14 protein-coding genes are annotated in these 13,050 nt (G+C 61.1%); 8 read left to right on the forward strand and 6 right to left on the reverse strand.

The genetic code is table 11. The annotated features are described in order from the left end of the window. The first annotated feature begins 15 nt into the window (after window positions 1-15). The 6 genes from E1B25_RS05175 to E1B25_RS05200 all read left to right on the forward strand — a co-directional run bounded on the left by E1B25_RS05175 (window position 16) and on the right by E1B25_RS05200 (window position 5,598). Window positions 16-1,083: an ABC transporter ATP-binding protein gene (locus tag E1B25_RS05175; RefSeq protein WP_132827600.1), complete on the forward strand. Its 1,068-nt coding sequence runs from the start codon at window positions 16-18 to the stop codon at window positions 1,081-1,083. A gap of 23 nt (window positions 1,084-1,106) precedes the next feature. Beyond that, window positions 1,107-1,985 carry a polysaccharide deacetylase family protein gene (locus E1B25_RS05180; RefSeq protein ID WP_132827601.1) on the forward strand — a complete coding sequence of 293 codons (879 nt, stop codon included), beginning with the start codon at window positions 1,107-1,109 and terminating at the stop codon, window positions 1,983-1,985. A 77-nt stretch (window positions 1,986-2,062) separates the two neighbouring features. Next, complete coding sequence (locus tag E1B25_RS05185) at window positions 2,063-2,392, forward strand: hypothetical protein (protein WP_132827602.1); 330 nt, start codon at window positions 2,063-2,065, stop codon at window positions 2,390-2,392. Continuing rightward, on the forward strand, window positions 2,389-3,411 hold the full coding sequence (locus tag E1B25_RS05190) for a CobW family GTP-binding protein (protein ID WP_132827603.1): 1,023 nt from the start codon (window positions 2,389-2,391) through the stop codon (window positions 3,409-3,411). The genes E1B25_RS05185 and E1B25_RS05190 overlap by 4 nt, the downstream gene beginning before the upstream one ends. Next, complete coding sequence (locus E1B25_RS05195) at window positions 3,408-4,601, forward strand: ABC transporter substrate-binding protein (RefSeq protein WP_132827604.1); 1,194 nt, start codon at window positions 3,408-3,410, stop codon at window positions 4,599-4,601. Before E1B25_RS05190 ends, E1B25_RS05195 begins: the two co-directional genes overlap by 4 nt. Window positions 4,602-4,614: 13 nt before the next feature. Next, on the forward strand, window positions 4,615-5,598 hold the full coding sequence (locus E1B25_RS05200) for an asparaginase (RefSeq protein WP_132827605.1): 984 nt from the start codon (window positions 4,615-4,617) through the stop codon (window positions 5,596-5,598). A gap of 197 nt (window positions 5,599-5,795) precedes the next feature. On the opposite strand, the gene E1B25_RS05205 is transcribed toward E1B25_RS05200, so the two are convergent. Both E1B25_RS05205 and E1B25_RS05210 read right to left on the reverse strand, forming a co-directional pair. After that, entirely contained in the window at window positions 5,796-6,689 is an 894-nt protein-coding gene (locus E1B25_RS05205; RefSeq protein ID WP_132827606.1) for a fructose bisphosphate aldolase, read from the reverse strand. A 124-nt stretch (window positions 6,690-6,813) separates the two neighbouring features. Then, window positions 6,814-8,028 carry a phosphoglycerate kinase gene (locus E1B25_RS05210; protein ID WP_132827607.1) on the reverse strand — a complete coding sequence of 405 codons (1,215 nt, stop codon included), beginning with the start codon at window positions 8,026-8,028 and terminating at the stop codon, window positions 6,814-6,816. Between the two features lie 136 nt (window positions 8,029-8,164). Here E1B25_RS05210 and E1B25_RS05215 point away from each other — a divergent pair, with 136 nt between their 5' ends. Together E1B25_RS05215 and E1B25_RS05220 are read left to right on the forward strand one after the other, a co-directional pair. Continuing rightward, window positions 8,165-8,671: a peptidylprolyl isomerase gene (locus E1B25_RS05215; RefSeq protein ID WP_132827608.1), complete on the forward strand. Its 507-nt coding sequence runs from the start codon at window positions 8,165-8,167 to the stop codon at window positions 8,669-8,671. After that, window positions 8,664-9,221, forward strand: a complete 558-nt coding sequence (locus tag E1B25_RS05220; RefSeq protein ID WP_132827609.1) for a peptidylprolyl isomerase — start codon at window positions 8,664-8,666, stop codon at window positions 9,219-9,221. Before E1B25_RS05215 ends, E1B25_RS05220 begins: the two co-directional genes overlap by 8 nt. A gap of 385 nt (window positions 9,222-9,606) precedes the next feature. Here the strand turns inward: E1B25_RS05220 and E1B25_RS05225 are convergent, their stop codons facing one another. The 4 genes from E1B25_RS05225 to E1B25_RS05240 all read right to left on the reverse strand — a co-directional run bounded on the left by E1B25_RS05225 (window position 9,607) and on the right by E1B25_RS05240 (window position 12,946). Continuing rightward, the gene (locus tag E1B25_RS05225; protein ID WP_132827610.1) at window positions 9,607-10,128 is read right to left on the reverse strand and encodes a bactofilin family protein; all 522 of its coding nucleotides are present in this window, start codon (window positions 10,126-10,128) and stop codon (window positions 9,607-9,609) included. Continuing rightward, window positions 10,118-11,443 (reverse strand): M23 family metallopeptidase, encoded by a 1,326-nt coding sequence (locus tag E1B25_RS05230; RefSeq protein ID WP_132827611.1) that lies wholly within the window; start codon window positions 11,441-11,443, stop codon window positions 10,118-10,120. The genes E1B25_RS05225 and E1B25_RS05230 overlap by 11 nt, the downstream gene beginning before the upstream one ends. A gap of 164 nt (window positions 11,444-11,607) precedes the next feature. Next, on the reverse strand, window positions 11,608-12,441 hold the full coding sequence (locus tag E1B25_RS05235) for a ferritin-like domain-containing protein (protein ID WP_132827612.1): 834 nt from the start codon (window positions 12,439-12,441) through the stop codon (window positions 11,608-11,610). A gap of 37 nt (window positions 12,442-12,478) precedes the next feature. After that, window positions 12,479-12,946, reverse strand: a complete 468-nt coding sequence (locus E1B25_RS05240; RefSeq protein WP_132827613.1) for a peroxiredoxin — start codon at window positions 12,944-12,946, stop codon at window positions 12,479-12,481. Between the last annotated feature and the right edge of the window lie 104 nt (window positions 12,947-13,050).

Consider the following 13,050-nt stretch of genomic DNA (forward strand, 5'->3'; position numbering starts at 1 on the left):
CGAGGGCTGACCCCTATGCTCCATGATCTTGAGCTGATTTCCGTCGGCAAAACCTATCCCGATGGCACCGTCGCCGTTTCCGATTTCGATCTGAAAGTGGAGAAGGGTGAATTCGTTGCTTTTCTCGGCCCGTCCGGCTGCGGCAAATCCACGACCCTGCGGATGATCGCGGGGTTCGAGGATATCACCAACGGCGAAGTCATGATGATGGGGCACAACATGACCCACGTGCCGCCGGAAAAGCGGCCGACCTCGATGATCTTTCAGAATTACGCGCTGTTTCCGCATATGAATGTGCGCGAAAACGTGGCCTTCGGACTTGATGTCAAAGGCATGCCGAAAGCGGAACGCGATCGCAAGGTGGACCGCATTCTCGACATGTTCAATCTTGATCCCGTTGCAAATCGCAAGGCCGACAAGCTTTCGGGGGGGCAGCGTCAGCGGATCGCCCTGGCCCGTGGGCTCGTGGTGGAACCCGAGATCCTGCTGCTCGACGAACCTCTCGGTGCGCTCGATGCCAACCTGCGCCGGATCATCCAGAACGAATTGAAGCTGTTGCAGCGCGAATTGGGCATCACGTTCATCTTTGTGACCCATGCGCAATCGGAGGCTCTTGGCCTGTCCGATCGTGTCGTTGTCATGTCGAACGGCGTCGTCGAACAGATCTCGCCGCCGCAGCAGTTGTACCGCCGCCCGCAAACCCCGTTCGTCGCCGATTTCATCGGTTCAAACACGTTGATAGAGGGCAAACCCCTCGGGGCGGGCGCCCCCGGTTTCGGGCGCCTCGACAGCCCTGTCGGCAGGATCGAAGGGGTTGGCCAGGGCAACGAAACGCTCGCCGTCATCCCTGCAGAAGCCTTCCGTATCGTGCCGCAGAACACGGACGGGGAAATCACGCTCTCTGGCACACTCATCGAACGCAAGCTTGTCGGTGCTGTGGGCCATCTCAACGTGCGTCTCGCCGATGCGCGCGAGATTTCCGTTGAAGTCAGTGCGGATCGCCCTGAGGTGCGGGCGCTGGCGCTTGGCGCGTCGGTCACGCTCGGCGTCGATCCCAACTCAGTCACTCTCGTTCACGCTTAACTACACAAAAGGAGAATACTCTCATGGCTAAAGAAATTCTTGTCGGTTTCGGTATCGATGTGGACGCAGTCGCCGGCTGGCTCGGCTCCTATGGCGGCGAAGACAGCCCGGATGACATCTCGCGCGGGATCTTTGCCGGCGAAGTCGGCTCGATGCGTCTGCTCGATCTGTTCGACAAGTTCGGGATCACGACCACATGGTTCGTTCCGGGGCACTCGGCAGAGACCTTTCCCGAACAGATGAAAGAGGTCGCGAAGCGGGGCCACGAAATCGGCATTCACGGCTATAGCCACGAAAACCCGATCGCGATGACTGCGGAGCAGGAAGAAGCCGTGCTCGATAAGTGCATCGGCCTCATCACCGAGCTTTCCGGCAAGCGCCCGACCGGCTATGTCGCACCGTGGTGGGAATTTTCCAACGTCACCAACGAGATGCTTCTGAAGAAGGGCATCAAGTATGACCACTCTCTGATGCACAACGACTTCTCGCCCTATCGTGTGCGGGTCGGGGACACATGGACCAAGATCGATTATGCGGGCAAGCCCGAAGACTGGATGAAGCCGCTCGTGCGGGGCGAAGAAACCGACCTGATCGAAATCCCCGCCAACTGGTATCTCGATGACCTTCCGCCGATGATGTTCATCAAGAAGTCGCCAAACTCGCATGGGTTCGTGAATCCGCGCGACATCGAACAGATGTGGAAGGACCAGTTCGACTGGGTCTATGAAAACATGGATTACGCGGTCTTCCCGATCACCATCCACCCTGATGTTTCGGGCCGTCCGCAGGTGCTTCTCATGCTTGAACGCCTCTTCAATCACATCAAGTCGCATGACGGCGTGAAATTCGTCACCATGAACGAAATGGCTGACAACTACGACAAGAAGTTCCCGCGCGGCTAACCGCTGCCGGATCTTGTGCGGACGGGGGCGTCGCGTTCCCGTCCGTTCGTTGCAATGATGTGGAAAGGACCTGAGAAATGTGTTCGCTGTGTGGGATTCTCGGATGCGATGATCATTGGACGAACGCTGTCGAACGTCCGGGGATCTATACCCGCAACCATGACAGCCAGTCGCGGCGCGTCGAGACATCGCGCCGTCTGAACGCGGCCAATACGGTTCTTTCTTATCGCCGCCTCAAGCTCGATCTCTGGCAGGGGCGGTCCTATGTCCTGTCTTCGCCCACCGGGGCGTCCAGCGTGTTCGAGGCATTGTCCCATCTTTGGCCCGAAGCCGAAACGCTTGCCGGGCGCGATTTTGACCCACTTGACGAGAACCTTATCTCATGGATGGAGGATCAGCGCTCATGACTCCCGTCATCCTGCTGACCGGGTTTCTCGGATCGGGCAAAACCACCCTATTGCAAAGGCTTCTGACCGATCCGTCGATGCAGGGTGCCGCAGTGCTTATCAACGAATTCGGCGACGTGGGGCTTGACCATCATCTCCTCGACCGGATTGACGATAACGTGGTGCTGCTGAAATCCGGCTGTATCTGCTGCACCGTTCGCGGCGAAGTAGCTGATGCGCTGTCCAATCTTGACAGCTTGCGCACGCGCGGTGAAATCAGCTTTGACCGCGTGGTGATCGAAACCACCGGGCTGGCTGATCCCTATCCGGTTTTGCAAACGCTCACGGCCCATCCTGTATTGCGATCCCATTTCACCAATGGCGGTGTATTGACCACGGTGGATGCGGTGAATGCGGGAGGGCAGGTCGAGCATCGTGCCGAAGCCGCGCGCCAGATCGCGGCGGCTGACCGCATCGTGCTCACCAAAACCGATCTGGTCGCCGCGGATGATGTCGCCCGCCTCAAGCAACGTCTGTCGAAAATAAATCCAGGTGCAAGTATCTATACGACCCTGGATTCAGTCGAGAGCCTCGTCGCCGGTTTCGGTCCGGGCGATCACATCGTGCCCGCAGCGCGTGCGACGCAGCCCGAAGATCACGTTTGTGATGCACATTGCGACCATGCTCATCACCACGTTTCCCACCACCACGATGACCAACTCGGTATCATTAGTTTTTCGCTGATCATCGATGCCGAGATCGATTGGACTATGTTCGGAACGTGGCTTACACTCTTGCTAAATCGATATGGTGACAGGATTTTCAGAGTGAAGGGCATTTTGGCGATTGCGGGCGAAGATCGGCCTGTCGCGATACACGGGGTTCAACATCTTGTGCATGCGCCGACCCATATGGAGCACTGGCCCGAAGGGCCGAGACAGTCACGGCTGGTGTTCATTCTCGAAGACCTGTCCCCCGACCTTATCAAGCGATCCTTCGCGGCGTTCACCGGGCTGGCACAGGTTAGGACTGCGGCGTGAGTGACCCACTACGAATTCTGACGACCGAGATTCAACCGTGGCGGTTGCTCAAGGCGCAGGCCGAAGCGGATCTTGGTTTCGAACTGGAATTCATCGAAAAGGATTTCATCAGCGCCCAGCGGACAGCGGCTATCGATCCGGGCAGCTATGACGTCTATGATCAGTGTTTCCACAATCTTGATATTGTCTGGTATTGGCGCGCTATTCAGTCCATCGACACGCGCCGGATCACACATTGGGACGATCTCGATGATCTGACGCGCCCGATCAACACGTCGCGGCAACCCGGTCTTGGCGACGTGCCCGCATCGCGGCTTTTCGTTCAGCATGATGAGACATTGTCGGACAGCCCGACCGGATCAATCTCAATGTTGCCGACGTTCTACAACTTTGACAGTTTTGCCGTCGAAGCCTCGCAGATTGACGTCGACCAGGAGGTCACGAGCTGGGCCGAACTTCTCAACCCGAGATGGGCAGGACAGGTCGCGCTGGTGGATGAACCTGCTATCGGTCTGTTCGATCTGGCCATGGCGCTTTCTGCCGCTGGGGAAATGGAATTCAAGGATATGGGCAACATGTCCGTTCCGGAGATTGACGAGCTCGTGGACCACGCACGGCGGTTGATTCTATCCGGACATCTGAGCCAGTTCTGGCTTCGCGCAGACGAACCAGTGGAGCGTTTCCGCACTGAGGAGTTGAAACTCGCCTCGATCTGGTCCCCGACCATCGTGGAGATGAAACGCCAAGGCATGAATATACGTCAGGCGCGGCCTGTAGAAGGGTATCGCGCATGGCATGGCGGCATGTGCCTGTCACGTAATCTCGATGGAAAAATGCTTGATAAATCCTATGAATGGCTGAACTGGTACCTCGATGGCTATGCTGGCGCGATCGTTGCCCGTCAGGGCTATTACATGTCCGTCCCCGACAGGGTGAAGGCGCATCTTCCCGAAGCCGATTGGGACTATTGGTACGAAGGCCTGCCCGCGTCGCAACACCTTTGCGACGTTGCGGGCCGACGGGCGATCTGGCCCGGCCAGACCCGTTCAGGAGGGTCGCGTCAGGAACGGACCCGTCATATCGCAATCTGGAATTCGACGATGGATGAGCACAACTACGTCGTCCGAAGTTGGAATGAACTGGTCGAATTGGCCGCGTCGAGAAGCCGACACCATCGACGCGTGAGTTAGAGGAAATTCCGAAATGAAACATGTGACCCTGATCGCCACTGGCGGGACAATTGCGTCTGCCCAAGACAAGACTGGCGGGGCGGTTTGCGCCGGGCTGACCGGGGAAACCCTGTTGAGCAGTCTTCATTCTCCGCTCGACGGGATCGCCGTGAGCGTCGAGAATTTCGAAGCGGCCGGCAGCTATGCGCTCGATCTTGAAACGATCCATCGGCTGTGCCGGCGTATTGATGACGTGCTTGCCGACGATGCCGTCGAGGGTGTCGTCGTGACGCACGGGACGGATACGATGGAAGAAAGCGCCTTTCTTGCCTGGCTTCTGGTGCAATCGGACAAGCCCGTCGTCTTTACCGGCGCACAGCGTCACGCGGGCCAACCTGATACGGACGGGCCGCGCAATATCCATGACGCACTCTGTGCCGCAGCAAGTACAGATCTGATCGGGGTCGGTGCGGTCATCCTGTTTGAAGGCGACATTCACGGCGCGCGCTATGTGACAAAGGCACATACTGCCCGTGTCGACACGTTCCGCTCTGTCGGGAAAGGCAAGCTGGGCGAAGTGGATCATGGCGTGGTGCATCTTTATGCACGCCCTGCACAACAGCGCTTGGCCCTCGATACACCGGCGCTTGATCCGGATGTCGAGCTGATCGCCCTTGGTCTTGGGACCACGCCGCGTCTCATGGCATTGGCGGCAGAGGCGGGGGCCACGGGGATTGTCTTGTCTGCCTTCGGACGGGGCAATGCACCAAAGGGATTTGCCGATGAAACCGCGCGGCTGGTTGCCCGCGGTCTGCCGGTTGTCGTCGCCTCTCGCTGTCACGACGGGCGGACACGCGCCGTGTATGGCAGTGATAGCGGCGGTGTCACTCTGGTGGAAAACGGCGCCTTGCTCGCCGGGGATCTGTCGGCGGTGAAAGCGCGGCTGCTTCTTTCCGTGCTTGTCGGCAAGGGTCTGTCGAAGGGCGGTCTTGCCGTGGCCTTTGAACTTTATTCGTAAGGGGTCGCAGATCAATCATCGATCGAAGATCACCGCCCCGAGGAATGCGCCCTTGGGGCTGAATGAATTTGGCTGCGGTATTCGCCGGGGCGTTGCACTCTGGCGGGTGAAACGGCGCCGGGACGACAGGACAGGCAGGCCAAGCTGAAAAAGGCCCGGAGCAATGCCGGGCCTTTTCGCATGTCAGGGCAGGGCGTTCAGCCCGCGAGCGAGGCCTGAAAGATGCTGTCGACGCTTTCGGCCAGTACCTTGTCGAATTCACCGTCAGTCTGTTGCGCCGAGAGCCCCTGTGTCAGGGCGCGCGAGAAGCTGGCGATCATGCCGGTATTCTGCGCCAGCCGCGCGTTGGCCTCGTCGCGCGAATAACCGCCCGAAAGCGCCACGACGCAAAGCACGCGGGGATGATCCACCAGCGCTTGATAGAGGTTGGCTGTCTCCGGCAGGGTCAGCTTCAGCATCACCTGCTTGTCCTCGGGCAGGGCATCAAGGTGTTTGGCGATCTCGGCCTGCAGGATGTCTTCGGCCTCGGCCTTGTCGGCGATCGAGATGGTCACCTCGGGCTCGATGATCGGCATCAGCCCATGGCTCAGGATCTGTTGGCCGATCTCGAACTGCTGATCGACCACGGCGGCGATGCCCGAAGGCGAGGCCGCGTTGATGACCGAGCGCATCTTGGTGCCATAGATGCCCTTGGACGCGGCCTTTTCCAGCAGCGCATCCAGATCGGGCATCGGTTTCATCAGCTGCACGCCGTCAGTCTCGTCGGCCAGCCCCTTGTCGACCTTCAGGAACGGGACGACACCGCGTTCCTGCCACAGGTAGGTGGCGGTGGGGATCCCGTCGATATCGCGATCCATGGTCATCTCGAACAGGATCGCGCCGGCGATCCGATCACCGGTAAAGGCAGTCGATTTGATGATGCGCGAGCGCATCTGGTGGATCAGATCGAACATGTCTTGTTCGGAGCTATAGGCATCCTCTTCGATCCCATACAGGCGCAGCGCCTTGGGGGTTGATCCACCGCTCTGGTCGAGGGCGGCGATGAACCCTTTTGCGGCGCGGATCTGTTCGGTCTGTTTCTGTTTTGTCATATCTGTTGTCCGCCTAAATTGAGTTTTACGACGTGCTTTCGGGGCACGACCCATCTGGAAAAAGGGAATAGGCAAGCGGGTCGTCCGTTGCAATCGCGTTAGCGCGAACAACCCTGCGGCCCGCTCAGGCCGTGGCCGGCTCTGCGTGCTTGCGCAGCAATACGTCCACGCCGGGCAGGACCTTGCCCTCCATCCATTCCAGGAACGCCCCGCCAGCGGTGGAGATATAGGTGAAACTGTCCGCCGCGCCGGCCTGATTCAGGGCCGACACCGTGTCGCCGCCGCCCGCCACACTGATCAACTGCCCGTCGCGGGTCAGATCCGCCGCCTTGCGTGCGGCGGCATTGGTGGCTGCATCGAAGGGGGCGATCTCGAACGCGCCCATCGGACCGTTCCAGATCAGCGTTTTCGCGTGCTCCAGAACGTCGGCGATCCGCGCTACCGTCTCGGGCCCGGCATCCAGGATCATCGCATCGCTGGGGCAGGCGTTGGCGGCAACGATTTCATGCGCGGCCCCGGCCCTGAATTCGCGCGCCACCACCACGTCAGAGGGCAGCAGCACCGCGCAGCCGGTCTTGTCGGCCTTGGTCAGGATCTGGGCGGCGATATCCGACATGTCGTGTTCGCACAGCGATTTGCCCACGTCGATACCCTGCGCCGCAAGAAAGGTGTTGGCCATGCCGCCACCGATGATCAGGTGATCGACCTTTTCCACCAGATTGCCCAACAGCTCCAGCTTGCTCGAGACCTTGGCGCCGCCGACCACGGCCACCACCGGGCGTTGCGGTGTGCCAAGCGCGGCCTCCAGTGCTTCAAGCTCGGCCTGCATCAGACGGCCGGCGCAAGAGGGCAGCAAGCGCGCCAGCCCCTCGGTCGAGACATGCGCCCGATGCGCCACCGAAAAGGCATCGTTGCAATAGACATCGGCCAGCGCCGCGATCTCGGCGGCCAGATCGGCACAGTTCTGCTCCTCGCCGGGATGGAACCGGGTGTTCTCCAGCATCAGGATGCTGTCCTGCTCCAGCGCGCTCAGCGCCGCCTCGGCGGCGGGGCCGCGACAATCGGCGCAAAACACCACCGGCGCGTCAAAGGCGGCCTCCAGCGTGGGGATAAGCGGCAGCAGCGACAGTTCCGGCTCCCGTTTGCCCTTGGGGCGACCGAAATGCGACAGCAGGATCGGCGTGCCGCCGGCGTTGCGGATATCGTTCAGGGTGGGGGCCAATCGCCGGATGCGGGTGTCGTCAGTGACCGCCCCGTTTTCGATCGGGACGTTGACATCCACCCGCACCAGCACGCGCTTGCCGCGCAAATCCATGTCGTCCAGCGTATTCCAGCCCATATCTTCACCTTGAAATCGTGCGGTCGCAATCCACCGTTGTATTTCCCCGGAATTCCGCCTCAGGTCAATGCGTCACTTGGCATTCGCGCGTCTGCGTCTTAGGTAACTGGGCAAATACAGCTAGAGGAGACGCCAAATGGCCGATATCAAAGACCCCGAGAATACCATCCTGATTGAACTGAAGGACGGCACCGTAACCATCGAACTGCTGGCCGATGTAGCCCCCAAGCACGCCGAGCGGATGAAACAGCTGGCCCGCGCCGGTGCCTATGACAACGTCTGCTTTCACCGGGTGATCGACGGCTTCATGGCCCAGACCGGCGACGTGCAGAACGGTGACATGGAAGACGGCTTTGACCTGCGCCGGGCTGGCACCGGCGGCTCCGATATGCCGGATCTTCCGGCAGAGTTTTCGAGCCTGCCGCATGACCGGGGCACGCTGGGCGCCGCGCGCAGCCAAAGCCCGAACTCGGCCAATTCGCAGTTCTTCATCAATTTCGGCGACAACCATTTCCTCAACGGGCAATACACGGTCTATGGCCGGGTCATCGACGGGATGGAACATGTGGACGCGATCACCCGGGGCGAGCCGCCGGTGGCCCCCGATCGCATGATCAGCGTCAAGGTCGCGGCCGATGCGTAAGCTGGCGGGCGCAGCGGCGTTGGCCGCACTGCTGGCGGCACCGGCTTTCGCCACCGAGCTGACCATCGAGGTCGAGGGCGAGGGCGCCAATGGCACCATCGTGATCGACATGGCCGATGATGTGGCCCCGGGCCACGTGGCTCAGATCGCCGCGCTGGCAAAGGAAGGCGCCTATGACGGCGTCGTCTTTCACCGGGTGATCGACGGCTTCATGGCCCAGACCGGCGATGTGGAGTTTGGCAAGCTGGGCGGCGACATGCGCCGCGCCGGCATGGGCGGATCAGAGCGGCCGGACCTCAAGGCCGAGTTTTCGGATCTCCCGTTTGAGCGTGGCGTGGTCGGCATGGCCCGCTCGCAAAGCCCAGACAGCGCCAATTCGCAGTTCTTCATCATGTTCGCCCCCGGTCCGTTCCTGAACGGTCAATACACCGTGGTCGGCCATGTGAGTGAAGGCATGGATGTGGTCGATGCGATCAAGCGCGGCAAGGGCCAGAACGGCGCGGTGGTCGGCCAGCCCGACGTGATGAAAAAGGTCACCGTCAGCGAGTGATCTCGCTGATGGCTACGACGGCTTCAGGGGGCTGGGCGGGAGAAACCGCTCAGCCCCTTGGTCGTCGGGCCACCCTTTTCGGGATAGTTCCGATCCCCGCGCTGGAAAACAAAACGATCCAAGACAGATCACCTCGCTGACCGAGCGGCTGCGGGCCAAGGTATGGGCCGAGGTGCGGCGGGCAATCCTGTCAATTTTCAAGCAAAAGCATCGGGAGCAGAGGCGAGCCCTGTGCAACGCCGTCTTCGCGGACCACGGGCGGGCGCATGGCGTGTGACACCGCGCTCCGCAAAGCAGGGCTCCAAAAGAAAAGCGCCGCAGAGATCCGCGGCGCTGTAACAGGGCGAGGGGGCAAGTGCCCCCGCGCAGAAAAGGATATGTCGCCTCAGGCCTCGGGTTTCGCGGCAGGTTTCGCGGCGGCCGGCTGGCCTGCGGTCGGAGCACTGCCCTTGGGGGCGGCGGCGCGACCGGGGTTCAGCGGATCGTCCTGACGCTGTACCGAGCCTTCGAAATGCGCACCGCTTTCGATGGCGATGGTCTTGTGGATGATGTCGCCTTCGACCCGTGCGGTCGATGTCAGACGCACCTTAAGCCCGCGCACGCGGCCCACAATGCGACCGTTGACCACCACGTCATCGGCCGAGACTTCGCCCTTGATGGTGGCGGTTTCCCCCACGGTCAGCAGGTGGGCGCGAATATCACCCTCGACGGTGCCCTCGACCTGAATGTCACCGGTGGTCTTGAGATTGCCGGTCACATGAAGATCCGAAGACAGCACCGACGCTGGCGGCTTGGCCTTGGGCGGGGTCGATTTGTAATCGCCCGGGGTCGGAGTGACCGGGGTGGCCGTGCTGGCAGAGTCGGAGGCTTTGGAACCGGGTTCGTTGATCTTGCTCTTAGAAAACATTTCTCGCAGCCTTGATGTATGTAATGGGGTTCACAGGTTTTCCGTTCACCCGGATTTCGTAGTGCAGATGGGTGCCGGTGGAGCGTCCGGTGTTACCCATATCAGCAATGTGATCCCCGCGCGAGACCCTTTGGCCCTTCTTGACGTGGATGCGCGAGGTATGGGCATATCGGGTTTCGATCCCGAACGCATGTTTGATGATGACCACCTTGCCATAGCCCGATAGCCAGCCCGCACGGGTGACGATTCCGTCGGCGGTGGAAAAGATATGGGTGCCGTGTGGTCCGGCGAAATCCGAGCCGTTGTGCATGCGCCGACCGCCGGTCTTGGGGTCGCGGCGATAGCCGAAATTACTGCTGTGGCGGACCGAGCTATGCACCGGATTTGCGAACGGCGCCTTTTGTGCCGCGATGCGATACAGGTTCAGCGTGTCCATCTGGTGCAGCAGCTTGTTGGCGCGCAGCTCGTCCGGGGTGGGTTCCTCGCCCCGTGTCGAGAACGAAATCGGTGTCAGCGGCCCGCCTTGGCCACTATAGCCGCTGCGCACCTGCTCAATGATCTGTTCGGGGGGCATCCCGGCTTGGCGGAACATCTTGTTCAGCGGCTCGACCGAGATGGCCATCGCCTCTTCCAGCTGTCGGAAAATCTGGTCGTTGCGTTCGCGCATCAACTTGATTTCATGCTCCAGCGCGTCGCGCTGTTCCAGCGCGGCATCGGCATCGGCCAGAATGCGGTCGCGGTCGCGGGCGGTATCGGCCAGCGCGGTGGTCATGAAATCCATCTGCACCGGGATCACCGGATTTGCGGCCAGCCCGCCCCCGTTGCCATCGGCCTGTTCCCGCGCGGCGAGCGCCTTGCGCGCGGTTTCGCGGTCGCGCATCGTGTCGCGCAGGGTGGTCTGGATCACCTCGGTTCCTGTCTCCAACTCACGCCGCCGGGTTTCCGAAGCCAGAAGTTCCGATTGCATCGCCGAGATCTGGTCCAGCGCGGCGTTGAACCGGGACTGGGCGGCCAGCGCCTCTTCGGCGCGGGTGTCCCGCTCGCCCGAGATCAGGTTCAGCCGGGCCTGATAGATGCGCTGATCGCGTTTTGCCTGATCGCGGAAATTGCCGGATCCGATGCTGTCCATCAGCAGGATCGCGGTGGCGATGATCGCCCAGGCCACAATCAACCCCGCGCCGGTCGCGGCAATCAACTGGGTGCCGGGCCGCAGACGGATAAAGCGGGTATCGGCATCCGATTTCAGAAAAACGCGGCGTTCGGGAAAGGCTTTTCCCAGCACCGCATGAACCTTGATTGCGAGGCGTGTACGCAAACCGTTGTCCTTGTTCAATCCCTGGTCCGGATTGACTGCTCGCCCCGACCCTTGGTGCGAGTGCATACCCGGCGCTCGGCTTTTGGGCAAGATCATTGACCCATCTGCCGGCATTTATGCGCCGATTAGAGGCATTTAGGCAATAAATCGCCGAGCCCGTTAGGCTAGGCGCGCGGCGGGATCTCGTCGGCCAGCGGCCAGTAAAAATCCGGCGGCAGCCCGGCCTCGGCGCGCTTTTCCTCGTTGAAGGGGGGCTTCAGTGCCCCGTGAAAGTATTTGCGCACGAGGGTGTGGAACACCTCTTTCGGGTCGGAATTTTCGCGCCCGCAAAGAAAGTGGAACCATTTGGAGCCATAGGCGACATGGCCCACCTCTTCGGCATAGATGGTTTCCAGCGCGGCGACGGCGTGGTCGATCTTTGCGTTGCGAAAGATCGTGATCATGCCCGGCGTCACGTCCAGCCCGCGCGCTTCCAGCACCATCGGCACCACCGCAAGACGTCCCATAAGATCACCAGCGGTATCCTCGGCGGCGCGCCACATGCCGGCATGGGCGGGCAGGGCGCCATAGTGGCTGCCTAATGCCTCAAGGCAATCGCACATCAGGTTGAAATGCTTGCTCTCCTCATCCGCCGCCTTGACCCAGTCGTCGTAGAATCCCAACGGCATCGGCACATGGCAGAACCGCGCGATCAGGTCCCAATGCAGGTCCACCGCGTTCAACTCGATATGCGCCACCGCATGCAACAGCGCGATGCGCCCGGTCGGGGAACCGGGCTTGCGCTTGGGTACGTCGCGCGGCGACAGCAACTCGGGCCTGTCGGGCCGCGCCGGGTGAAGTGGCGGTGTGGCGGTGCCGATGGTGATCGGCTCCGCCCCGTCGGCGCGGGAGGAAAACCAAGCAGTGGCATGGCGGTGCGACAGCGCGGTCTTCTCGCGCCCGTCAGCGGTGCGCAGCACCTGATCGGCGCGTTGGGCAAGGGTAAGTGTCTCTGTCATCGGGAAACTGTATGGTTCGACCGGGGAATTCCACGTTTCATCCGGCGACGGCCCCGGCCGCCTCCAGCACCTCTTCCACGTGACCGGCGACTTTCACCTTGCGCCAGATCCGCGCGATCTTGCCGTCCGCGTCGATCAGAAAGGTCGAGCGTTCGATGCCCATGGATTTCTTGCCATACATGTTCTTTTCCACCCAGACGCCATAGGCCGCGCAGACCGTGCCGTCCTCGTCGGACAGAAGCGGCGTGGTCAGCCCGTGTTTGGCGACGAATTTGTCGTGTTTGGCGACCGTGTCGCGCGAGAGTCCGAACACTTGAACGCCGGCATCGGCAAAGGCTTGCAGATGCTCGGAAAAGCCGATGGATTCCTTGGTGCAGCCCGGAGTATCATCGCGCGGGTAGAAAAACAGAACAACAACACTACCGCGCAGATCCGACAGGCTGACCGTGCCGCCGCCATCGCGGGGCAGGGTGAATTCGGGGGCGGTATCGGAAATATCGGGCATTGGGTGGCTCCACTGACATGGTTGAACAACTGGGTTCCATACTAGGCTGCCACAGGCAAGCCGAAAGCAGCGCGCGGCGGCGGTTGCGCGGCATTGGCGCTGGT

Source organism: Antarcticimicrobium sediminis (assembly GCF_004348975.1).
Lineage (GTDB): Bacteria > Pseudomonadota > Alphaproteobacteria > Rhodobacterales > Rhodobacteraceae > Antarcticimicrobium > Antarcticimicrobium sediminis.

What these genes read in the sequence shown, in the direction of transcription:
- E1B25_RS05180 (WP_132827601.1), top strand. Translation starts at nt 1,107, where the DNA reads ATGGCTAAAGAAATTCTTGTCGGTTTCGGTATCGATGTGGACGCAGTC.
- E1B25_RS05175 (WP_132827600.1), top strand. Translation starts at nt 16, where the DNA reads ATGCTCCATGATCTTGAGCTGATTTCCGTCGGCAAAACCTATCCCGAT.
- E1B25_RS05215 (WP_132827608.1), top strand. Translation starts at nt 8,165, where the DNA reads ATGGCCGATATCAAAGACCCCGAGAATACCATCCTGATTGAACTGAAG.
- E1B25_RS05200 (WP_132827605.1), top strand. Translation starts at nt 4,615, where the DNA reads ATGAAACATGTGACCCTGATCGCCACTGGCGGGACAATTGCGTCTGCC.
- E1B25_RS05240 (WP_132827613.1), bottom strand. Translation starts at nt 12,946, where the DNA reads ATGCCCGATATTTCCGATACCGCCCCCGAATTCACCCTGCCCCGCGAT.
- E1B25_RS05190 (WP_132827603.1), top strand. Translation starts at nt 2,389, where the DNA reads ATGACTCCCGTCATCCTGCTGACCGGGTTTCTCGGATCGGGCAAAACC.
- E1B25_RS05210 (WP_132827607.1), bottom strand. Translation starts at nt 8,028, where the DNA reads ATGGGCTGGAATACGCTGGACGACATGGATTTGCGCGGCAAGCGCGTG.
- E1B25_RS05220 (WP_132827609.1), top strand. Translation starts at nt 8,664, where the DNA reads ATGCGTAAGCTGGCGGGCGCAGCGGCGTTGGCCGCACTGCTGGCGGCA.
- E1B25_RS05235 (WP_132827612.1), bottom strand. Translation starts at nt 12,441, where the DNA reads ATGACAGAGACACTTACCCTTGCCCAACGCGCCGATCAGGTGCTGCGC.
- E1B25_RS05225 (WP_132827610.1), bottom strand. Translation starts at nt 10,128, where the DNA reads ATGTTTTCTAAGAGCAAGATCAACGAACCCGGTTCCAAAGCCTCCGAC.
- E1B25_RS05205 (WP_132827606.1), bottom strand. Translation starts at nt 6,689, where the DNA reads ATGACAAAACAGAAACAGACCGAACAGATCCGCGCCGCAAAAGGGTTC.
- E1B25_RS05185 (WP_132827602.1), top strand. Translation starts at nt 2,063, where the DNA reads ATGTGTTCGCTGTGTGGGATTCTCGGATGCGATGATCATTGGACGAAC.